The sequence below is a fragment of the Brevundimonas vesicularis genome (assembly GCF_027105095.1).
In the GTDB taxonomy this organism is placed as follows: domain Bacteria; phylum Pseudomonadota; class Alphaproteobacteria; order Caulobacterales; family Caulobacteraceae; genus Brevundimonas; species Brevundimonas vesicularis_E.
Genome location: NZ_CP114278.1, coordinates 501,814 through 523,314, shown reverse-complemented (window position 1 = coordinate 523,314; position 21,501 = coordinate 501,814). Strand labels below are relative to the sequence as shown.

General features: G+C 59.6%; 15 protein-coding genes. 8 read left to right on the top strand and 7 right to left on the bottom strand.

Going from position 1 to position 21,501, the window contains the following annotated elements; genetic code table 11:
- Positions 1 to 853: 853 nt before the first annotated feature.
- Positions 854 to 3,001, bottom strand: coding sequence for a glycosyltransferase (locus O2K97_RS02530; protein ID WP_269220321.1), 2,148 nt, complete (start codon positions 2,999 to 3,001; stop codon positions 854 to 856).
- Positions 2,994 to 5,474 carry a glycosyltransferase gene (locus tag O2K97_RS02525; protein ID WP_269220320.1) on the bottom strand — a complete coding sequence of 827 codons (2,481 nt, stop codon included), beginning with the start codon at positions 5,472 to 5,474 and terminating at the stop codon, positions 2,994 to 2,996. Before O2K97_RS02525 ends, O2K97_RS02530 begins: the two co-directional genes overlap by 8 nt.
- A gap of 77 nt (positions 5,475 to 5,551) precedes the next feature.
- Here O2K97_RS02525 and rfbC point away from each other — a divergent pair, with 77 nt between their 5' ends.
- The 4 genes from rfbC to rfbA are packed head-to-tail and all read left to right on the top strand — an operon-like array spanning position 5,552 to position 8,961.
- The gene (gene rfbC / locus O2K97_RS02520) at positions 5,552 to 6,121 is read left to right on the top strand and encodes a dTDP-4-dehydrorhamnose 3,5-epimerase (RefSeq protein ID WP_269220319.1); all 570 of its coding nucleotides are present in this window, start codon (positions 5,552 to 5,554) and stop codon (positions 6,119 to 6,121) included.
- Between the two features lie 26 nt (positions 6,122 to 6,147).
- Positions 6,148 to 7,203, top strand: a complete 1,056-nt coding sequence (gene rfbB / locus O2K97_RS02515) for a dTDP-glucose 4,6-dehydratase (protein WP_331276134.1) — start codon at positions 6,148 to 6,150, stop codon at positions 7,201 to 7,203.
- Entirely contained in the window at positions 7,196 to 8,098 is a 903-nt protein-coding gene (gene rfbD / locus O2K97_RS02510; RefSeq protein ID WP_269220318.1) for a dTDP-4-dehydrorhamnose reductase, read from the top strand. The genes rfbB and rfbD overlap by 8 nt, the downstream gene beginning before the upstream one ends.
- Positions 8,095 to 8,961: a glucose-1-phosphate thymidylyltransferase RfbA gene (rfbA, locus tag O2K97_RS02505; protein ID WP_269220317.1), complete on the top strand. Its 867-nt coding sequence runs from the start codon at positions 8,095 to 8,097 to the stop codon at positions 8,959 to 8,961. The genes rfbD and rfbA overlap by 4 nt, the downstream gene beginning before the upstream one ends.
- Before the next feature lie 29 nt (positions 8,962 to 8,990).
- On the opposite strand, the gene O2K97_RS02500 is transcribed toward rfbA, so the two are convergent.
- The 5 genes from O2K97_RS02500 to putA all read right to left on the bottom strand — a co-directional run bounded on the left by O2K97_RS02500 (position 8,991) and on the right by putA (position 15,812).
- Positions 8,991 to 9,887 (bottom strand): hypothetical protein, encoded by an 897-nt coding sequence (locus O2K97_RS02500; RefSeq protein ID WP_269220316.1) that lies wholly within the window; start codon positions 9,885 to 9,887, stop codon positions 8,991 to 8,993.
- Positions 9,887 to 10,567, bottom strand: a complete 681-nt coding sequence (locus O2K97_RS02495; RefSeq protein ID WP_269220315.1) for an ABC transporter ATP-binding protein — start codon at positions 10,565 to 10,567, stop codon at positions 9,887 to 9,889. Before O2K97_RS02495 ends, O2K97_RS02500 begins: the two co-directional genes overlap by 1 nt.
- Complete coding sequence (locus O2K97_RS02490) at positions 10,567 to 11,736, bottom strand: chain-length determining protein (RefSeq protein WP_269220314.1); 1,170 nt, start codon at positions 11,734 to 11,736, stop codon at positions 10,567 to 10,569. The genes O2K97_RS02495 and O2K97_RS02490 overlap by 1 nt, the downstream gene beginning before the upstream one ends.
- A 31-nt stretch (positions 11,737 to 11,767) precedes the next feature.
- Positions 11,768 to 12,496 (bottom strand): ABC transporter permease, encoded by a 729-nt coding sequence (locus O2K97_RS02485; RefSeq protein ID WP_269220313.1) that lies wholly within the window; start codon positions 12,494 to 12,496, stop codon positions 11,768 to 11,770.
- Between the two features lie 184 nt (positions 12,497 to 12,680).
- Positions 12,681 to 15,812 carry a bifunctional proline dehydrogenase/L-glutamate gamma-semialdehyde dehydrogenase PutA gene (gene putA / locus O2K97_RS02480; protein ID WP_269220312.1) on the bottom strand — a complete coding sequence of 1,044 codons (3,132 nt, stop codon included), beginning with the start codon at positions 15,810 to 15,812 and terminating at the stop codon, positions 12,681 to 12,683.
- 109 nt (positions 15,813 to 15,921) lie between these two features.
- On the opposite strand from putA, the gene O2K97_RS02475 reads away from it, so the two are divergent.
- The 4 genes from O2K97_RS02475 (at position 15,922) to O2K97_RS02460 (ending at position 21,474) form a co-directional block, all read left to right on the top strand.
- A complete protein-coding gene (locus O2K97_RS02475; RefSeq protein ID WP_269220311.1) occupies positions 15,922 to 16,383 on the top strand; it encodes an Lrp/AsnC ligand binding domain-containing protein in 462 nt (153 codons plus the stop codon).
- A gap of 127 nt (positions 16,384 to 16,510) precedes the next feature.
- Positions 16,511 to 18,730 (top strand): AGE family epimerase/isomerase, encoded by a 2,220-nt coding sequence (locus O2K97_RS02470; RefSeq protein WP_269220310.1) that lies wholly within the window; start codon positions 16,511 to 16,513, stop codon positions 18,728 to 18,730.
- A 118-nt stretch (positions 18,731 to 18,848) separates the two neighbouring features.
- Positions 18,849 to 19,934 (top strand): glycosyltransferase family 4 protein, encoded by a 1,086-nt coding sequence (locus O2K97_RS02465; RefSeq protein ID WP_269220309.1) that lies wholly within the window; start codon positions 18,849 to 18,851, stop codon positions 19,932 to 19,934.
- A gap of 43 nt (positions 19,935 to 19,977) precedes the next feature.
- Positions 19,978 to 21,474, top strand: a complete 1,497-nt coding sequence (locus tag O2K97_RS02460; protein WP_269220308.1) for a phosphomannomutase/phosphoglucomutase — start codon at positions 19,978 to 19,980, stop codon at positions 21,472 to 21,474.
- Positions 21,475 to 21,501 lie beyond the last annotated feature (27 nt).

The following is a 21,501-nucleotide window of genomic DNA, read 5'->3' as shown; positions in this document are numbered from 1 at the left end:
ACTGCCTCCATTCGTCGTTGCTCAAGACGGCAACATCACCCTGCCATTCGCAGGGTAGGTGCGCCTCGCGGCGCGTGTCGGCACAGCAGTCCGAAAGGGAAATTCTTTCGGCGCTTCGAGGCAAAGTCGTGAGCCCTCAGGTGGTCGTGTCTCTGGCGCCGTGGCCCACCAATGGCGTGACGGTTTTGGGTCACTTGGCCACCCCCGGGCGCGTCCAGTTGATCTACGGTGTCAGCAACATACTGGACATACTAGCCGAAGCAGGCGGCGTTCAGGGTCTGCCCGAGAACGCCATTATCCACCTAATTTCAGATGGCCAGACGTGTGCGACGCCTTTGAAGGCCATCTACAGCGACCCTCGCGAAAACATCATACTTAAGCGGGGGATCAGATCAATTTGGCGGCCCAGCCGCGACGTTACAGCAGCTTCGAGGCTTTCGGAGCTGTTACGCTTTCAGAAATGCCCACAGGTTACGTAACCTTGACTGCCGCGTTCAGCGCCTAGGCGGACTGAACACCAACAGCGTCGATGCGCGCTCTTTTTTTCTTCCGGCTCGAATGCGTGAACATCGCACGATCAATCGGCACCAACGCGCCTGAGACACGCAAAGGCGTGCCCGTCATTTCCAGACTTAATCTGACAGACCCCTCCGGCTTCTTTACGGCGAACAATTTTATCCTTCAGCCCGATGACATCCTCTAGGTACCCCGGACAAATTCAGCGGAACTAAGAAAGTTCTTCGAGTTGATCCAATACGTCACGCGGGTCATCTATGACGTGATGATCACTGCGGGGACTAGTGTCTTGCCGAAACGACACGCGACCATCGGGACGTTTGGCTTCACCGCATCTCTACCCAAATGAAGGGGCGGTGACCGTCCAAGATCGGGGACGCGCACTGCGGTCAATGTGGCGCAGGATTTCAGGCAGGCTTGGCTGAGCCAGACCAAGAAACGGGTTGGCGTCCATACCTCGCCAGTTGGGATTTCGACTTGGGTCATGCAGGAGCTCGCGCCCCCAGTCTTTGAAGATTTCCTGACGTTCAAGCAGGTCCCAGGAGATTTTCACGGGGGTGTCATTACGGCCCCTCGATCGAGATTCGAAGTGAATGGCTTCAATGTCTCCCGCATAGATCGCCATCAATCCAAGCGCACGGACCCGCATACAAAAATCGACGTCATTATAGGCGACGGCTAGGCTCTCATTGAACCCTCCGGCTCGTTGGAAGACCTCCGAAGATACGGCCATAAAAGCGCCAGTGACCGCTGCAGCTCCACGCGCACGAATCCAACGCTGCAGAGGGCCGACCGCCTCTTTTGGCGCGCCCACCCCTTCATGCGTCAGCCCGCTCTCCCCGCCGCCAAAGGCGATTCCGCCATGTTGGATTGTGCGATCGGCATAAACCAGCCTCGCCCCCACCACACCAGCACATTGACGCCGCAAATGATCCTTCAACAATGCGTCCCAATCTTGGGTCAACATCTCAAGATCATTATTCGCAAATAACAGGACGCCGTCTCGTCCATGTGCAGCATGATTATTGAAACGCGCCCAGTTAAAGGGCTCATCCATTTTCAATATTTCATGACCTCGCCCAGTTAAGTTCTCCAAAAGAGCGCCCATAGCGGGCTCATCACTGCGATTGTCTATTATGATAAAGGACAGGTCTTCTGGGTCGGCTGCCTTGCTTAGCAAGCTTTCCACACATGCAGACAGCATCGCCGATTCGTTTCGGGTCGGGATGATCACCTGAATTCGGCCGCGTTCCGCTTCCTCATTATCCGTTCCCACGACAGCGCATTTCCATGCCGAGGGAACCACAACCTTTGGAGTTGCATCGACTTCAATTTGCACTTCCATCACCGCGCCCAAGAAAAGAGGAATATGAGCCGCCCCCCCCCTCGTTGTTGCGTCCCGCACAAGGTTGCGCCTTACCTCGAGTAGGCCATCGTCAAGGCCGCTGAGAGTCGTTGATGGCGCCAGAATGACGATCTCAGGCGGGTAGCCTGTCGTTTGGAGATCTATAGGGTCGGCCTCGGCGAATAATACCGGGTCCCGCCGCGCCAGGCCGTCACGCCAGTCGGAAAATCCGTACTCATGATCAGAATAGGCGACATCAGAATTTGTACGTTCGATCGCAAAGATTAGCCAGGACAGCGCATTGGGATCCAAAGCCAGCCCGGCAGACAGTAACACCAGCGGCGTCGAGATACGCTCCTCGGACATTATGCTGCCGCCTGTGGAGAACCTCTCGTCCGCCACGATCAGAGAGCCGACCGGATGATCAATCAGCTCGGGAGCCCCAAAGATGGTGGCCTGCCAGTCTTGGTGATCCTGCTGTTGAAGCGATCGAATGGTCACCCTCAGTTTTGCGGGCCCCGCGTTCATCGCATCGATCCACACGTGAACATTGGCCGGGGACTTCACCGGAGCCGGCGGAGTGGGAACATGTCGGCGAAAGACGTCATAGTCTCGCAGCAGCCACAGCGCCCTTTCGGAAGACAACTGCGAGTCGTCCGCGCTATCCAGCCCCAGAGCACGACGACTTGGCCATTGCGTACGATTGCGCAAAATATCGAACGCAGTCGCAACTTCAGAGCTGCGGGGTTCAAGGCTGTGCGCATGCGCAAGGCTTTGCAGCGCGACCTCGCGGCGGCCCTGCCTAGACAGATTTATTGCAAGCTGCACATAGGCGCCTGCAGTTTCATGCGCTTGTAAAGACAGACGGAAAGCAGCTTCAGCCAGGTGAAGCTCTCCGAGCTCCATCAACATATTGCCGTGTTGAACATGAATCGCATGGGCGTCAGGCTTGAGACGCAGATGCGCCGCATAATGTCCCGCCGCCTCTTCCCAACGCCCGGCATCCCGGGCGAGATTGCCGGCCTTGAGCTCGGCTCGTGCAGTCAAGTGGAGACGTCGAGCCCAAGCCTTGTCCGACGCCGGCCTGGGCTTACGCAGCTCGCGAAAATACCGACGCACGCCCCCGCGCCAATCAGACATGCCGGTCTCCAACAAGACGGACCCGAGACACGCGTGGCGGTATTTCACGGTCAAGCGACGCATGCTCAAGCGTGGACGGATCCAGACTGGCCAGAGGCGAATACCAAGGATCGCCCGCTTGCAGCAAAGCCTCCCAACGAGATCTAAAGCGTGCGGCGTCGTCAGGATGCAGCACTTGGTTGGTCACCTTGCGTGTCGCAGACTCATGGTGAACCAGCCAGCAACCGCCATCATTCAAAATTTTATAGCCAGCCGCTCCGACACGTAAACAAAGATCCGTATCGTTAAAGCCGACTACCAGCGCCTCATCGAATCCGCCTACTTCGAGAAAGACAGATCGACGCATCATCATACAAGCTGCCGTGACTGCGGAAACATCGCGCGTGGCAGCGAACGCACATCCTGGCCCAACATTCTTCTGTGTTGAATTTGGGTGCAGTTGAGCGAACTTGAAAACATGCTCGGCAGGGCCACCCAGGCCAAGAACAACACCAGCATGCTGGACTCTCCAGTCCGGATACATGAGGCTGGCACCCACAACCCCTACATCGGACCGGTCCGCCAAGCCGGCAAGGCGCTCATGCCATCCCTTCTCAGTACTTTCTATATCATTATTTAGAAAAAGGACTCTACCGTATCCATCTCCGCACGACCGAACAGCGCGGTTATTTATGGCAGAAAAATTAAATCCACCTTCATGGCGAACAACCTTAACTCTAGGGGGAAGATTTGAGAAATAAGAAAGAGTTTCTTCTTTAACAGAATTATTATCCACTATTACAATATCTAACTCATCACCAGTCGTTTTAAGAACACTTCCAATAGCCTTTGATAAAAAATCAATACCATCACGCGTTGGCATCACTGCTAGCGTTCTCTCTTTCGATTTTGGCCACTTAATACTATATGTATTGAAGGACGCCCCCTCACCAACCTCAGCCGATAGCCCGAGGCGGCGTAGGTGCCGCTCAATGGCGCTTACGGTCTCTCGCATGACTAGCGGCTTTTTTGCATGGCCCAGGCTCTTACCATGGACCCGCCATCGATAGAGAAGCGAAGGAACATGAGAGACACTCTTAGAGCGCTCAAGAACTCTCAACACAAAATCGATGTCCGTAGATATGTTTAGATTTTCATCCAAACCGCCAATTTCTACTGCAATAGATCGCCTAACAGCGACAAGATGAACGAAATAAGGATGAGATAGATAATAATCGTGCGAAAAAGCTCCGCGAAGCTCAACACTTCGCACTATACTAGAATTTTCTTCCGTCAGAAGTTCATCAGAATAGACAACATCCGCTCCAAGATCGAAGGCCTCAATAATACGCCTTGCGGCCTCCGGCTCAACACGATCATCATGATCTACAAACGCAACAATTTCGCCCTTGGCCGCCTGCAGACCTCTATTTGTCGCGGCGGACACACCAAGCGACTTCTCGTTGCGACACAAATTTATCCTTGAATCTCGCGCCCGCCACTCATCGAGGATATTCGCCACTTCAGGCTCCGATCCATCGTCGATGCAGACCAGTTCCCAATCACCTCGATCCTGACTGCACACGCTTGAGAGCGCTTCAACCAACCACGACGGTTCGGGATTGTGGACAGGCATTATAAAGGTCAGACGCGGCGTCTCCGCAGCCTTCCCGGGAAGAGGAGCAGATCTCAGCAGCCACTTCTGAAGTGCATCCGGGATTTCGATGCGGAACGGAGAACCGATCAGATCGCCGCCCCGCCGCGCTACCCTTACTTCAATCGGAGCATCCCAGTTTGGAACCTTGTCCAAACTGCCTACATCGGCAGCAAATCCACAATTGAGGCGCGCCAACCCCTCCCTCTCAATCTCGGGGCGCGGAATATCTACGATCACACGCCCGAGCATCACGTCATCTTGGACGAACTCGACCTCGCAAAGTTCATCGGAATCGAAAACGCGGACCCAACCGACGACCATGCGGCCGCCGCCCGTTTCAATACGTCCCAACGGCAGGTCCAAGCCGGCGCGATTAAATGCATCGGACACGTACGGCAGGCAGGCGGCTTCAAACAGATCCGAGGCGCTGTTCTTCGTTGGGTTTTCGAGCCAAGCCTGCAAAAAATAATCGGCGGCACGTGAAGGCGCGTCCATCCGAAGGGCAAGATAACCGCGCATCTTGAGCACCTCGACGTCGCGATTTTCAGCTTGCACCCTGGCGTATGCGGCGTCCGCCTCTTGAAACCGGCCAGCCTCCTTCAGCATATTTCCGTACTGAATCCGGACGCCGTGATCGTGGGGGCGTTTGGCGAGATAATAACGATAGGCTCGCGCCGCTTCGTTCCAAAGCCCGTTATCTCTTAATCGATTGCCCTCACGCCGCAAATCGGACGGACGACACCAAAAGTTCGCGAAACCACGCCAAGATCCAAGCCAGCCCTGCTGCACGTGCGCCCCATATTCAACCGCCCCCTTTCTATAGAGAAAGAGGGTCACAATTGCAGCGTCATAGGTTTCGCGTGGCAGGAAAGAAAGGTCGCGGTATAGGACTGTGGCATAAGGGGAATCTGCATATGAGTCGCGTCGTTCTTCTCCGCCCTCGTCGTTTCGGCGATGCACGTGGTTGGTTTATGGAGACCTATTCGGAAGCTGCGGCGCAGGCGGCGGGTATCGACGCGCGCTTCGTTCAGGACAACCAGTCGTTCTCGGCCTTCGAAGGCACGATCCGCGGGTTGCATTTCCAGCGTCCGCCGCACGCCCAAGCCAAGTTGGTGCGCTGCGTGCGTGGTTCGATCATGGACTATGCGGTGGACGTTCGACGCGGCTCTCCGACCTATGGCCAACACGTCGCCGCCAAACTGACAGCCGAAGGCGGAGAGCAACTGTTCGTGCCGGTGGGCTTCGCCCACGGCTTTGTCACCCTCGAACCGGACGTTGAGATCGCCTACAAGGTAACAGATGTCTATGCGCCGGACTGTGACGGCGGCATCGTCTGGAACGACCCCGCCATCGCCATCGACTGGCCCCTGCCACCCTCGGGTGCGGTTCTGTCGGACAAGGATAAGATTCTGCCCACCCTGGCCGAGTTTGACAGTCCCTTTGAATACGACGGCCGGCCGCTCGAACCGCTGCCCACGCCCTGACCTGAACTCGGACCAAGAGACATCTGATGCGTATTCTGATCACCGGCGGCGCCGGTTTTATCGGCTCGGCCCTGGCGCGACGCCTGATCGAACAAAGCGATCACGAGGTTCTGGTGTTCGACAAGCTGACCTATGCGGGCGTGCTGAGCTCGCTGGAGCCGGTGGCTTCCAGCAACCGCTACAGCTTCGTGCAGGCTGACATCTGCGACGCCGACGCCGTGTCCAAGGCCCTGCACGACTTCCAACCGGAAGTGGTCGCCCATCTGGCGGCGGAGAGCCATGTCGACCGGTCGATCGACGGGCCGGGCGCCTTCATCCAGACCAATATGGTCGGCACCTTCGTCATGCTGAACCAGGCCCTTGGCTACTGGCGCGGCCTGCCGGAGACGAAGAAGGCCGGCTTCCGCTTCCATCACATCTCGACCGACGAGGTGTTCGGATCCCTGGGCGAGGACGGCTTCTTCACCGAGACCACCCCCTATGCTCCGCGCTCGCCCTATTCGGCGTCCAAGGCCGGGTCGGACCATCTGGTGCGCGCTTGGGGCCATACCTACGGCCTCCCGGTTCTGGTGACCAACTGCTCGAACAACTATGGCCCCTATCACTTCCCCGAGAAGCTGATCCCGCTGATCATCATCCGTGCTCTGAATGGCGAGCCCCTGCCGGTCTACGGCGACGGGTCGAACGTGCGCGACTGGCTGTTCGTCGATGACCACGCCCGCGCTTTGCAGGCCGTGTTCGAAAAGGGCGAGCCGGGCGAGACCTATAATGTCGGCGGCACTTCCGAGCGCACAAACATTGAGGTGGTCACCGCCATCTGTTCGATCCTAGACCGGCTGCGGCCCAAGGCGGAAGGCCAGTACGCCGACCAGATTACCTATGTCACCGACCGCCCGGGTCATGATCATCGCTACGCTATTGACGCGTCAAAGATTCGTGACGACCTGGGCTGGGAGCCATCGGTCACCTTCGAACAAGGGATCGAGAAGACCGTGATCTGGTATCTGGAGAACCAGGCTTGGTGGCAGGACATTCTAGACGCCCGCTATTCGACCCAACGCCTAGGCGAGGCCAATGGCTGATCCCATCCACATCCTAATAACCGGCGGCACCGGGCAGGTCGGGCTGGAACTGCTGGCTGCCGACTGGCCCGATGGCGTCGTGCTGCATGCGCCGACGCGTGCGGAGCTGGATTTGGGCAACGCCGCCTCGGTCCGGGCCGCCTTCACCGCCACTCCGTTCGTCGCCGTGATCAACTCAGGCGCCCACACCGCCGTCGATAGGGCCGAGACAGAGGTCGCCGCGGCCTTCGCCGCCAACGCCATAGGGCCGGCGGTGCTAGCCGATGCCACGCGAGAGGCGGGCATTCCGCTGATCCAGGTATCGACCGACTACGTGTTCGACGGGGCCAAAGACGGCGCCTATGTCGAGACCGACCCAGTCGGGCCTCTTGGTGTCTACGGCGCGTCCAAGCTGGCCGGCGAATTGGCGGTGCGCAGCGGCAATCCGCGCTCTGTCGTGCTGCGGACGGCCTGGGTGCTGAGCGTGCATCGCGCCAACTTCCTCAAGACTATGCTGCGGCTCGGCGCCGATCGGCCGGTTCTGCGGGTGGTCGCCGATCAGCGCGGCTGTCCAACCTCGGCGCGCGATATCGCGGCGACGCTGAAGACCATCACGTTGAAAATGATCGCCGACGTCGATGCGCCGACCGGCGTGTATCAGTTTGTCAACGCGGGCGAGACCACCTGGGCTGAGTTGGCGACCGAAATCTTTGTCCTGAGTGCTGCGGTCGGCGGGCCGTCGGCTGCGGTCGAGGGCATCCCCTCGTCTGAATACCCTACTCCGGCGAGCCGCCCGACCAACTCGCGCCTGTCGACCGACAAACTGACCCGCGACTACGGCGTCGTCCCTCGCCACTGGCAGGCCGCAGTCGCCGAGATCGTCAACGAGTTACACGCCGAAAGGGCCGCCGCATGAAGGGTATCATCCTGGCCGGAGGTTCCGGCACCCGACTGCATCCGATGACCCTGGTCACCTCGAAACAACTGATGCCGGTTTATGACAAGCCGATGATTTACTATCCGCTGTCGACCCTAATGCTGGCCGGCATCCGCGAGGTGCTGATCATCTCGACTCCGCGCGACGTGCCTAGCTTCCAGGCCCTGCTTGGCGATGGTTCGCAGTGGGGCATGGAGATCCAGTACGCCGTCCAACCTAGCCCCGAGGGCCTAGCCCAGGCCTATGTGATCGGCGCGGACTTCGTCGGCGACAGTCCGTCGGCCTTGATCTTGGGCGACAACATCTTTTATGGTCACGGGATCAACGACCTGTTCACCAGCGCCATGGCCCGACCGGACGGGGCGACGGTCTTCGCCTATCACGTCAACGATCCCGAACGGTACGGGGTGGTCGAGTTCGACGAGCAAATGCGCGCCCTGTCGATCGAGGAGAAGCCCCAGACACCCAAGTCCAGTTGGGCCGTGACGGGCTTGTATTTCTACGACAAAGACGTGGTCGAGATCGCCCACGATCTGAAGCCCTCGGCGCGGGGCGAGCTGGAGATCACCGACGTCAACCGCATTTACCTGGAACGCGGCAAGCTGTCGGTCGAGATCATGGGACGCGGCTATGCCTGGCTAGACACCGGCACACCCGACAGTCTGATCGACGCGGCTCAGTTCGTCAGCGTTCTGGAGAAGCGTCAGGGCTTCAAGATCGCCTGTCCCGAGGAGGTCTCCTACCAAAAGGGCTTCATAGACGCAGCCCGGCTGGAAGAACTGGCCGCCAAGCTCGGTAAGAGCGCCTACGGCCAGTATCTCAGGAACATGATCCGGATCTGAATACCACCTCTGTCGGAGCCTTGGTCGTCCTACCTCTTACCGGGGAATGTGTCGGTCATTTCAGGGAGAAGTTCCACCCTGCACTCCTCGATGACGATCCGTCCCATAAAATGGGCTCGTTCGCTGGAGATTTTCAACTCCGCAGGGGCTGGCTCATTCCAGAAATGGTCCAGCACAAGCTCGTAGTAGCCTGGCGTGTCAAATGCCCCCACGTACAAGGTGGTATCGTCGGCCGCCCCCCATTCGAACATCAGGTGAGCCGCCTCGTCCGGATCGACCGAAAATCGCACCGTGACACGCCACCATCCTAACGGAAGGGCGAAACATGGACCGTGCATCAATACGCGAGCACCGCCAGTCAGATCTATATCGGGCGAACCGCCTGTGGGCTCTCGGCGTAGGCTATAGCTGAAAATCGAGGTTGGCCAGACCATGCTGGACCCAGGGGTTGGAGGCATATTCCGATAGAAGGCCAACGGCGCGGCCATTGCGGGATCCACACTGAATGGTGCGGTGTTCAGCGCGGATACCTCCGGAGAAATCAGACCTAGACCCGGCACATCAGCGGCGTAGGCTTCGTGGTCCAGAACAACCGCGCCCGCTTCGATCAGAGCAGAGGCGGTCCCCAAACGTACGGATGCGAAGCGTTGAGCTTCCAACTGATCCGACCTTCGCTCAAGGGCGCTGTTCAACACCTCTTCTAAAGCCCCGCCTCCTATAACGACCCAGGCATCGACGGCATCCAATGGCACCGCTTGGAAATCTGTGACCAGAATGATCTTCGGGCAGGGCGTCCTTACGGCTTCGTCCCCCCGCGCCTTCGTCACTGTCCAACCACGCTCCTTGGCCGCCGCCCCAATAGCGCCACGCCATGCCGCTTCACGATGTGACGGCATTAACAACAAGCCTACAGACCGCACCGCCATCAAGCGGCCCGAAGAGACGTATAAATGTCCACAGCCTGTTCCACGTCGGTAAACATCCGGGCCTTGCCACTCTCAATGATCAGCACACGGTCGCAGACCTTGGATATGAGATTCATATCATGCGAAGCCATGATAAATGCTCGATCTGATCTTCGCTGGAAAAGCTCTTCTCTACATTTTCTTTGGAAGCGTGCGTCTCCTACAGCGACAAGCTCATCAACCAAATAGCAATCGAACTCGATGGCTATCGATAAACCGAATGCAAGACGCGCCCTCATACCTGAAGAGTAATGTTTGACGGGAAGAGATAACTTTGAACCAAGCTCAGCGAAATCATCCACGCGCTCCAGCAACTCGTCAAAGGGACGCTCATACAGACGCGATAGAAATCGAATATTATCCAAGCCCGACAAACTGCCCTGGAAACCGCCGCCGAACCCGATAGGCCATGAACCAGACATATGCCAGCGCACCCTGCCTGTCGTTGGAGCTAGGGCCCCGCCCAGAATTTTAATCAGCGTGGATTTGCCTTGGCCATTGCGTCCGAGGACTGCAAGGCGGTCATTGCGACGCACGTTGAAGCTCAGACCTTTGAACAGGGGTTTGGCGCCCGGCGCATGTAGATAGGTCTTGCCGAGATCGATGACCTCAAGACCCACGCCATCCTTGGAGGGAGACATCAAATCTGCCTGTGCTCCCGTAGTCCGGCCCAGATGAGCCAGCCTATGCAATAAATCAAAAGTGTGGAGATGAAGACAGCGAGAATAGCAGCCCACCGATTTGGCACCGAGGGTTTGTCAGGCAGGCCAGGATTCACGACGCGCACAAGATAGAGTTTCTGCTGACGCGCCTCTACACGCGCCGCGTCCAACCCCAAGCTGGCGGTGGCCAGCGCCTTATCAGCCATCTCGCGCTCCAGGGCCAAGGACTCATAGCCACTGATTTTGCTGGCTAAAGAGTTCTGCCCCCCCGCCAGCTTGTTTCGTTCGGATTCGATTTGCTGTTCGTAGGCGGCGAGACGTGCATCCAAAATAGACAGTTGCGGGCTTTGCGGCGCTTGGCTAGCGAGTTGAGAGCGTTCAGCCCTCAAACTAGATATATTCGCCAGCAACTCACCAATCAGCGCCGATCCTTCAGTTGCAGAGACTATAGGATCGATAATGCCTTCGCGATTTCTGTAATTTTGTAGACGAGTCTGAATATTAGTTAAACGGGATTCCGCTTCTACAAGATTTGCTTCGGCATCAGTAACAGCTCGAGCTGTAGATCTCTCATTCAGGGCATTAACGAGATTCTCGCCGCCGTCCAGCAAACTATCTGCAACTCGCTTTGCATCTTGCGGCGTAAACGCCTCAACCCGGAGGGTGCTAATGCCCGAGCTTGTGTTGTAGCCGACCGTCAAAAAACGCTGAAAGCTTTTGTAAAGACCCTCGCTGCTGGCGCTCTGGCCTACCCTTGGATAGCGAGAAAACGGGTCAGCGCCGGCCGCTGACAAGATATTTGCCAGAGGAAGCTTCTTTTTGAGATCTCGAACTGCGTCTCTCGATTTGATGTATTCATGCACCGAAAAAGCGTCAGTCGCATTTGTGGATAACCCCACGCCTTGTAGGGCGACACCCAGAGATGACGGCTGCTCCTTCGAGGCCGATCGCACGAGGAATTTGGCCTCGGATACATAACGCGGGCTCGCGATGCCGAGGTAATAGACCGCGGCGACAAGCGTCGGCACCCCCACAACTAGAGCAAAAGGTAGGTAGGAGCGAACCGAAAACTTCTTCGAGGTAGGCTCAGGTTGACTCTGTGGTCTTCCGAGCAGCGGGCCAAGAAAATTCAGACGTGAGTCGTTCATGATCTTAAAATCCTATCGGCCTTGGAGCATCTTAATCGACATCCAAGTGATCCTTGGCGCGGGCCAGCATGATGAGGCCTAAAGAAACAAGCACACCGCCCCAGAAAACCGGATAGAGTGGATCGTAGTGCGTCTCGATGAACTCGCCAAAAACACCAGCACGTATCATTTCAATTGTGTGGGGCAGCGGAAAGATAAGATAAAGGTCGCGATAAGCTGGTGGAAACCAGGCGGCCATTACAAAAACGCCAGAAAAAGGCAAAATTAAATACATAAATACAGGGACGAGGCGTTCAAGAACATCGAATTCCATAGCAAGGGCACTGATGACCATCGCCATGCCTGAAGAGAACACAAAAAGACTAAACCAGCCCCAATATACAAGCATGAGATTGTGAGGAAAACCTACCTGGCCAAAAGCCATCAACACGGCATAGGTAATGACAAACGCGGCTGTCGAACCAGCAAATTCTAGTACGTACCTAGATATGTAGACATGAAGTATTTTTATCTTCTGGTGAAACAAAAGACCCGCGTTTCCAGTGACAGCCCCCATACTGTAGGAAATAAGATGACGCATCATTAGCAAGCTAACATATCCCGTCATGATGAACGGTCCCACGGGCAAACCGTGCTGGTAAGGAGCCTTAATGAAAGACCAGACCAGTATGACACCAAATATGAATAGAAGAGGTTCGCCAACTAACCAGACAAAACCAAGGCCTTTACGGCCATAACGGGTAATGATCTCGCGCAACATTAGAGCGATGATAATGTTGCTATGTGATCGAACTGCGCTCAACAAAATAGTGCCGATCCAGTGTTAAAGGTCTCGAGCCAGCCGTAAGCCAAGGATCGTCACACGTGCATGCATCACCGCGCGAGATGCGCTGCTGGTCCATACTCGCTCAATCTAACACCGGCAAGCGTTAGACACCGACCGCCTACAGGTTCAGCAGCGCCGGATCCCCGCCTTGGGCGGCGATGTTCACGCTGATCGCCTTCTCGGCCGCGTAGCGGATCAGGCTGTTCGGCCCGCCGGCCTTGGGACCGGTGCCTGACAGGCCTTCTCCGCCAAAGGGTTGGACGCCGACGACCGCGCCGGTGATCGAGCGGTTGACGTAGACGTTGCCGGCGGGGACCAGGTCGACGACTTCGGCGGCGAAGGCTTCGATGCGGCTGTGGATGCCCAGGGTCAAACCGTAACCGCGGGCGGCCAGCTTGCTGGCGACCGACTTCAGGTCGGACGGGGCGTAGCGGTGGATGTGCAGGATGGGGCCGAAGACCTCGCGTTCGAGGAAGTCCGGCGTCGGGATTTCGGCGATGGTGGGGGCGAACAGGTCGCCCTTTTCGGCGCCCATCGGCAGGGCGGCGCGGGCGATGATCTTCGCTTCTTTCGACAGGCGCTCGACATGAGCTTCCAAAGCGCGACGGGATTCGGGATCGATAACGGGGCCGATGTCGGTCTTGGGATCGGCAGGGTCTGCGACGGTCTGGACAGCGAGAGCGCCCTTCAGGCCCTCGATCAAGGCGTCGGCCGAATCCTTGGGCACATAGAGGACGCGAAGGGCCGAGCAGCGCTGACCGGCCGAGCCGAAGGCCGACTGGATCACGTCGTCGATGACCTGTTCCTTCAGCGCCGTCGTGTCGATGAACATGCCGTTCAGGCCGCCGGTCTCGGCGATGAAGGGGATAATGGCGCCAGGCCGGGCGGCGATGGAGCGGTTGATGGCCGCGGCCGTGTCGGTGCCGCCGGTGAAGGCGACGCCGTCGATTCCGGGGTGGGTGACGAGGGCCGCGCCGACCGTCTCGCCACGCCCTGGGACCAGAGCCAGTAGGTCGGGGTTTAGACCGGCCTTGTGATACAGGCGCACGGCCTCGGCGGCGATCAGCGGCGTCTGCTCTGCGGGCTTGGCCAGCACGGCGTTGCCGGCGGCGAGGGCGGCGGCGATCTGGCCGGTGAAGATGGCCAGGGGGAAGTTCCACGGCGAGATGCACGCGAAGACGCCGCGTCCGTGCAGGAACAGCTGGTTGGTCTCGCCAGTTGGGCCCTTCAGGGTCTCGGGGGCGGTGAAGTCGCGCTCGGCCAGCAGGGCGTAATAGCGGCAGAAGTCGGCGGCCTCGCGCACCTCGGCGACGCCGTCGTTCAGAGTCTTGCCCGCCTCGCGGCTGAGCAGTGCGACCAGCCGATCCAGATCGGCCTCCAGCGCATCGGCCATGGCGCGCAGGACGATGGCGCGCTTGGCGCCGCCCTGGCGGTCCCATTTGACCTGAGCCTCGGCGGCGGCGTGGACGGCGGCGTCGATGTCAACCGCCTCGGCTTCCGAGACATGGCCCAGCACCTGTGATCGATCGAAGGGATTGGTCACGTCCTGAGCGTTGAGGCCGGCGCGCAGCTTGCCGCCGATGATCGGGCCGCTGGTCAACTTCTCGCGGTCGACCAGTTCCAGCGCCCTGGCGTGGGCTTCACGGTCGGCGGCCTGAGAATAATCGCGGCCGAGGGAGTTCTGACGATCGCCGTACATGTCTTTCGGAACCGGAATCTTGGGGTGACGGTCGGGCGCCTGCTCGACCAGGGAAATGGGATCGGCCGCGACGGCCGAGGCGGGCACGCGCTCGTCCAGAAGGGCGTGGACGAAAGAGGAGTTGGCGCCGTTTTCAAGCAGGCGACGCACCAGATAGGGCAGCAGTTCCTCGTGCCCGCCAACGGGGGCGTAGGCGCGGACGATGACGACCTCGTCGGCCCAGGCTTCTTGAGCGGCGTCATAAAGCGCCTCGCCCATGCCGTGCAGCCGCTGGTGCTCGACCGTGACGCCGTGATCACGCGCCATACGCCGCACGGCCGCCAGGGTGTGGGCGTTATGGCTGGCGAACTGGGAATAGATGGCCGGCGCGGCCTCGATCATGGCCTTGGCGCAGACCAGGTAGTTCAGATCGGTCGCCGCCTTTGTCGTATAGACGGGATAGTCGGTGCGGCCGAACACCTGGGCGCGCTTGATCTCGGTGTCCCAATAGGCGCCCTTGACCAGGCGCACCATCAGACGACGGCCGGAACGGCGGGCGAGGTCGGCGACGCGTTCGATCGTCTCCAGACCGCGCTTCTGATAGGCCTGAACCGCCAGACCCAGGCCCGTCCAGCCGCCAAGCGACGGCTCGTGCGCCAGCCGGTCCAGCAGCTTGAGCGACAGGGCCAAACGGTCCGCCTCCTCGGCGTCCATTGTGTAGTTGATGTCGTATTTCGCCGCGATCTGGGCAAGGCGCAGGATGCGGGGATACAGGGACGCCCAGACGTCATCCTCATGCGTCGCCTCATAGCGGGGGGACAGGGCCGACAGTTTCACCGAGACGCCGTGGCCGTGCTCCGGTCCCTGGCCATTCGACGTCTTGCCGACCGCCTCGATGGCGTCGGCGTAGATTTTCTCGTAGCGGTCGGCGTCGGCCATGGTCCGGGCGCCCTCGCCCAGCATGTCGAAGCTGCACAGCCAGCCTTCCTTGTTCGACCGTTTCAACGCGCCCTGGATGGTACGGCCGACGACGAACTGCTCGCCCATGATTTTGACGGCGGTGGCCACCGCTTGGCGAATGACCGGCTCGCCCAGACGACCGGCGATCCGCTTAAGGAAGCCGGGCAGGTCGCTGCGGGCCTCGTCGTCCACATCGACCAGCTTGCCGGTCAGCATCAGACCCCAGGTCGAGGCGTTGACGAACAGGCTGTCCGACTGACCCAAGTGGGCGGCCCAGTCGGCCGAGCCGATCTTCTCTGCGATCAGGCGATCGCGGGTGTCCTCGTCCGGCACACGCAGCAAGGCCTCGGCCAGACACATCAGGGCCAGACCCTCGCGGGTGCCCAGCGAGAATTGCTGCAGGAAGCTTTCGACGACCCCCTGTTTTTTCTGGCTGCGGCGGGCGTGTTCAACCAGGGCCGTCGCCTCGGCGACCACATCGGCCCGTTCGGTCGCATCCAGAGGCATGCGCGCCAGATTGGCGGCGACGGCCTCGCGCTCGTCGCGGAACTTGTGCGCGTCCAGACCGTCCCAGGCGGCCAGGCTCGAAGGCGTGAAGGCGGTCGAAATCATCGGTGGCAAATCCTGTGGATTTCAGCCGTATATGACGGAGTTCATTGAAGGTGCTTCGTATGATATGCAGTCAGGCCGAAGATCGTTCGGCTTACCTCTCCAATTTCCGATGATCGATATCGACGCCGTCGACCGCCGCATCCTGCGGGTGCTCCAGACCGACGCCCGCATCTCCAACGCCGAACTGGCGCGGCGCTGCAACCTGTCGCCCGCCGCCTGTTTCGAACGGGTCAAACGGCTTCGAGAAAAGAAGATCATCACCGGCTACGCCGCCATGATTGACCCGGCCCAGGTCGGTCGGGATCTGCTGATCTTCGTTGAGGTCCTGCTGGATCGCACCACCGGCGACGTCTTCGAAGCCTTCGCCGCCGCCGTTCGCAGTCAGCCGGAGGTGCTGGAATGCCACATGGTCGCCGGCGGCTTCGACTATCTGATCAAGGCCCGCGTCGGCGACATGGACGCCTACCGCGTCTTCCTGGGCGACGTTCTGGTGCGAATGCCGGGCGTCCGCGAAACCCGGACGTATGCGGTGTTGGAAGAGGTCAAATCGACAACGGTGTTGCCTTTGTGATCAAACATCTGCCACGCTCAACATCCGGCTCCCCGCACACTCGCAATTTCGGATCAGCAAATGAGATGACGACGTCAGTCGTCTAACCTAATAGGCTGATCAACCTCACTGATCACAGCGATGATAAATGGTCACCATCTATCCCGTCATCATGTGCGGAGGATCCGGAACGCGCCTGTGGCCTGCGTCACGGCCCTCGCTACCCAAGCAGTTTATCCCACTCTCCGGAAACCGCTCCCTATTTCAGGAAACGGTTTCTCGCGTATCGGTGCTTGCGGATAACGGCGGTGAATTGATTGTCGTGGGCGGCGTTGCTCACAAGCGATCCATCCTCGAACAGCTTGAGGAGATCGGCGTCGCCGCCGTCATCCTGCTTGAACCCGAAGGTCGCGACTCATCCGCCGCCATGGCCGCCGCTGCGTTGTGGACATCGCGTCGCTCGCCGGACGCCGTCAACCTCTTCGTCGCGTCCGACCATCACATCCCCGACGCCGAAGCGTTCAGACAGTCGGTAAAAGAGGCCGTTGCCACCGCGTCGAAGGGTCGCATCGTCACCTTGGGCGTCGTGCCCACCGCACCCTCTTCAGCGTACGGCTATATCGCGCCGCTCGGCTCAGGGCTGTCGGAGGTATCCGCCTTTGTCGAAAAGCCTGATCATGAAACGGCCCGTCGATACATTTCCGAAGGCTATCTCTGGAACAGCGGCAACTTCATCGTTCGTGCTGATGTGCTCGGCCAAGAAATCACTGATCGAGCACCCGCTGTAGGAGAAGCGGTTCAGGTTGCTCTGGATCAGGCAGAGATCGACGGACCCTGCATAACTCTTGGCGCAGGCTTCAAAACGGCCCCCAAGATTTCCATCGATTACGCCGTCATGGAGAAGACTTCCGTCGCGTCGGTTTTGCCGGTGCAGTTTATGTGGTCGGACCTCGGCGCCTGGGATTCAGTCCATGCTTCTGGCGAAGGCAACGTCGGTCTTCACATCTTAGAGGACTCCGAAGGTTGCCTGATTAGAGCGTGCGACGGAGTGATGGTCGCGGCCATCGGCCTCACCGATGTCGGTATCATCGTCGAACGCGATGCGGTGCTGGTCACGGATCTGAAGAAGAGTCAGGACGTCAAGAAGGTGGTCGACCGACTACGCAAGCTGTCGCCGCAACATCTCGACTTTCCCTCGGCCGAGCCGCTCGAAACGCTCGAAACTGGAGCCACGCGCTTGGCGACTTGGCTGAGGCAGGCTGCGCTGCCCGTCTGGTCTAGCCTGGGCCAAAATGAGATGGGCGCCTTCGAAGAGGTCCTTGCGCTTGATGGCCGGCGCATCGCCACCTCCCGCCGCGCGCGTGTCCAGGCACGCCAACTGCAGGTCTACGCCGAAGCCGGACGGCAAGGCTGGCAGGGGCCATGGAAAGCAGTCGTAGAGAGCGGACTTGTGCACCTTAGTTCTGCCTACCGACGCCCCGACGGCCAGATACGTACATTGTTGGCGGCGGACGGCGCACCGCTGGACGCTACGGCAATGGTCTATGATCAGGCCTTCCTAATCCTTGCCCTAGCGTGCATTTCAAGCGTCACGGAAGATCTAGCGCTGGAAGTCGAAGCCGCTGGGATCCGCGATCTGCTGATGCAAGGCGCGGATGCCAAGGGCGGGCTGAAGGAGGCCGGAAGCCATCCCTATCAATCCAATTGCCATATGCATCTCCTAGAAGCGGCCCTGGCTTGGGAGGACGTCGGCGGCGGCGATCATTGGACAGCGCTGGCCGACCAAATCGTGCATCTGGCGCGAACGCATTTTATAGACGTTGAAACGGGGAACCTGCGAGAATACTTCGACTCGAATTGGCGACCCGCCGCCGGTGCCGACGGCTGGTTGGTCGAGCCCGGACATCAGTTCGAATGGGCTTGGCTGATGGCGCGCTATGGCCGAAGCCGGAAAGACACAACGGTCATCGGTGACGCTTGGCGGCTGTATGAAGCCGGACTTAAGGGAGTCGATCCAAAACGCGGCATCGCCATGGACGCGATGAATATCGACGGCAGCGTGCGTAGCCCGCGTTCCCGATTGTGGCCTCAGACCGAATGGCTGAAAGCGTCGCTCATCTTCGCTGCGCTTGGCGACGATGCGCGACGCGTCCATTGTCTCGATCAGGCGGCTCACGCGCAGCGGGCGCTATGGCTATACCTGACGCCTCAAGGCCTCTGGCATGACAAGATGTTGGAAAACGGAATTTTTATCGACGAACCCGCTCCCGCTAGCTCATTCTACCACATCATGGCGGCATACGTTCAGATCAGCGAAGCCGTAAGCCTGCTTGCGCCAGACACAGCTCAGTCACTCCGGCTGTTCTGAGATGCGGTCAGCTGCGTCTCAAGGGCACTAACGCCTAACATAAGACCGTCTCGCCTTCGTCATTCTAACCGTCTAGAAGTTCGCCCCTTACTCAACGGCTCAGGGTCCGCCCGCCCCAATGCGCATCGTTCTGGCCACCGACGCCTGGGAACCTCAGGTCAACGGCGTCGTCCGCACCCTGACGCGCACGGTCGCGGAATGCCGCGGCATGGGCCATGAGGTCGAAGTCATCGAACCCAGCTTGTTCAAGACCATCCCCTGCCCGACCTATCCAGAGATTCGGCTGGCGCTGGGAGCGGAAGAAGAAATCCGCGAGATGCTTCGCGCCTTTGAACCCGAGGCCGTCCATATCGCGACCGAGGGCCCGATCGGCATCGCCACACGCCGCATCTGCGTGGAGTGGAAGCTGCCGTTCACGACCAGCTATCACACCAAATTCCCCGAATATGTCTCGGCCCGTTTCCCGATCCCGATCCAGGTCGGCTATGCCTATATGAAGTGGTTCCACAAGCCGTCCGGACGGCTGATGGTGGCGACGCCGACCCTCCGCGACGAGCTGGTCGAACACGGGTTCAAGAACGTCTCGCCCTGGTCGCGCGGCGTAGACACGGAGGTGTTCAACCCTGACTTGGAGCGGATCTACGGCGAGCTTGGGGGCAAGGACTGGCCCCGGCCCTTCTTCCTGAACGTCGGGCGTGTGGCGGTCGAGAAGAACATCGAGGGCTTCCTACAACTCGACCTGCCCGGCACCAAGATCGTCGTCGGCGATGGCCCGGCCCGCGCCGAGCTCGAAGAGAAATATCAGGATGCCAAGTTCCTCGGCGCCAAGTTCGGCGACGACCTGGCCCGCTGTTTCCGCGACGCCGATGTTTTCGTCTTCCCCAGCTGGACCGACACCTTCGGCCTTGTAATCCTGGAAGCCATGGCGGCCGGGACGCCGGTCGCTGCCTATCCGGCCCACGGCCCGATCGACATCATCCCCGGCTCGAACGCAGGCGCAATCGACAAGGACCTCAAGACCGCCTGCCTGCAGTGCCTTGAACTCGATCGCAAGGCTGTGCGCGCCTATGCGGAAAAGTTTAGCTGGCGCGCTTCGGCCGAGCAGTTCGTCGAGAACCTGCAACCCTATCCCGAACCTGAGCGCGGCCGGTTCTGGCGTCGGCTGCGGCGCATCGCTCGGATTCGCAAACGCGCCGCCGCCTGATCGATCGGCCCGTCGAGCCGCCCCCCCCCTAGGACAAGCCATCATGAAACCCAGTCAGGACCTGAAGCCGAACACGGCTGCTTACGAAACCCAGGCCTTGGTCAAGCCGACAGGCTTCCGCGAATACGACGCACGCTGGATCCTGGAGAAAGAGATCAACCTTCTTGGCATTCAGGCTCTGGGCCTTGGCCTGGCCACCTATGTCCACGAAATCGGTGTCGCGCCGAAGATCGTCACCGGCCACGACTTCCGCGGGTACAGCCTCAGCGTCAAACAGGCCCTGATCCTTGGGCTGCTGGAAGGCGGGATGGAGGTTCTTGATGTGGGGCTGGCCTTGTCGCCCATGGCCTATTTCGGTCAGTTCGAACTGGACGTGCCGTGCGTGGCCATGGTCACCGCGAGCCATAACGAAAACGGCTGGACCGGCGTCAAGATGGGTGCCAACAAGCCCCTGACCTTCGGCCCCGACGAGATGGGCCGACTGAAAGATATCGTGCTGAACGGCGAGGGTGTGGCTCGGCCGGGCGGCAAGCTGGTGCGGGTCGAAGACTTCCGCGAAACCTACGTCGCCGACGTGGCCTCCAAGGTGCAGATCAAGCGTCCCTTGAAGGTCGTTTGCGCCTGCGGCAACGGCACGGCGGGCGCCTTCGCCCCCGACGCCCTGCGCCGCATGGGCGTCGAGGTGATCGAGATGGACACCAACCTCGACTACACCTTCCCGAAATACAATCCGAACCCGGAAGATCACGCCATGCTGGTGCAGATGGCCCAGCGTGTGCGCGAGACGGGCGCCGATCTGGCCCTCGGCTTCGACGGCGACGGCGACCGCTGCGGCGTTGTGGACAACACGGGCGAAGAGATCTTCGCCGACAAGATTGGTCTAATGCTGGCGCGCGACCTGTCCAAGGTTTATCCGGACAGCACCTTCGTGGTCGATGTGAAATCGACCGGCCTCTACAAAACCGATGAGGTGCTCAAGGCGAACGGCGCCGAGGTCGTCTATTGGAAGACGGGCCACTCCTACATCAAGCGCAAGACCGCCGAATTGGGCGCCTTGGCCGGGTTCGAGAAGTCGGGCCACTTCTTCATGGCCGGCGAGCTCGGCCACGGCTACGACGATGGTCTGGTCGCGGCCGGCGCCGTGCTGGCCATGCTGGATCGTAATCCCGATAAGAAGCTCTCCGAATTGAAGACGGCCCTGCCGGACGCCTGGACCAGTCTGACTATGTCGCCTCACTGTGACGACGAGCTGAAGTATGAGGTGCTTGAGCGGATCGTGAAGGAGTATTCCGACCTGGCGGCAGCCGAGGGTGAAATCCTGGGCCGCAAGATCGTCGAGGCCATCACCGTCAACGGGGTCCGCGTGCATCTGGACGACGGCTCATGGGTCTTGGTCCGCGCCTCGTCCAATAAGCCGGAACTGGTCGTGGTGGTCGAGAGCATGCGGTCGGAAGATGATATGCGCGATCTGTTCCGCAAAGAGATCAAGCCGCGCCTGGCCGCCTATCCGGAAATCGGCGCCTTCAATCAGGAAATCTGAAAGATCACAGCGGACTGAACCAATCGC

Excerpts from the sequence above, each read along its gene's own strand:
- O2K97_RS02530 (WP_269220321.1), bottom strand. The coding sequence starts at position 3,001 with ATGTCTGATTGGCGCGGGGGCGTGCGTCGGTATTTTCGCGAGCTGCGT.
- rfbC (WP_269220319.1), top strand. The coding sequence starts at position 5,552 with ATGAGTCGCGTCGTTCTTCTCCGCCCTCGTCGTTTCGGCGATGCACGT.
- rfbB (WP_331276134.1), top strand. The coding sequence starts at position 6,148 with ATGCGTATTCTGATCACCGGCGGCGCCGGTTTTATCGGCTCGGCCCTG.
- rfbD (WP_269220318.1), top strand. The coding sequence starts at position 7,196 with ATGGCTGATCCCATCCACATCCTAATAACCGGCGGCACCGGGCAGGTC.
- rfbA (WP_269220317.1), top strand. The coding sequence starts at position 8,095 with ATGAAGGGTATCATCCTGGCCGGAGGTTCCGGCACCCGACTGCATCCG.
- O2K97_RS02500 (WP_269220316.1), bottom strand. The coding sequence starts at position 9,887 with ATGGCGGTGCGGTCTGTAGGCTTGTTGTTAATGCCGTCACATCGTGAA.
- O2K97_RS02495 (WP_269220315.1), bottom strand. The coding sequence starts at position 10,567 with ATGTCTCCCTCCAAGGATGGCGTGGGTCTTGAGGTCATCGATCTCGGC.
- O2K97_RS02490 (WP_269220314.1), bottom strand. The coding sequence starts at position 11,736 with ATGAACGACTCACGTCTGAATTTTCTTGGCCCGCTGCTCGGAAGACCA.
- O2K97_RS02485 (WP_269220313.1), bottom strand. The coding sequence starts at position 12,496 with ATGTTGCGCGAGATCATTACCCGTTATGGCCGTAAAGGCCTTGGTTTT.
- putA (WP_269220312.1), bottom strand. The coding sequence starts at position 15,812 with ATGATTTCGACCGCCTTCACGCCTTCGAGCCTGGCCGCCTGGGACGGT.
- O2K97_RS02475 (WP_269220311.1), top strand. The coding sequence starts at position 15,922 with ATGATCGATATCGACGCCGTCGACCGCCGCATCCTGCGGGTGCTCCAG.
- O2K97_RS02470 (WP_269220310.1), top strand. The coding sequence starts at position 16,511 with ATGGTCACCATCTATCCCGTCATCATGTGCGGAGGATCCGGAACGCGC.
- O2K97_RS02465 (WP_269220309.1), top strand. The coding sequence starts at position 18,849 with ATGCGCATCGTTCTGGCCACCGACGCCTGGGAACCTCAGGTCAACGGC.
- O2K97_RS02460 (WP_269220308.1), top strand. The coding sequence starts at position 19,978 with ATGAAACCCAGTCAGGACCTGAAGCCGAACACGGCTGCTTACGAAACC.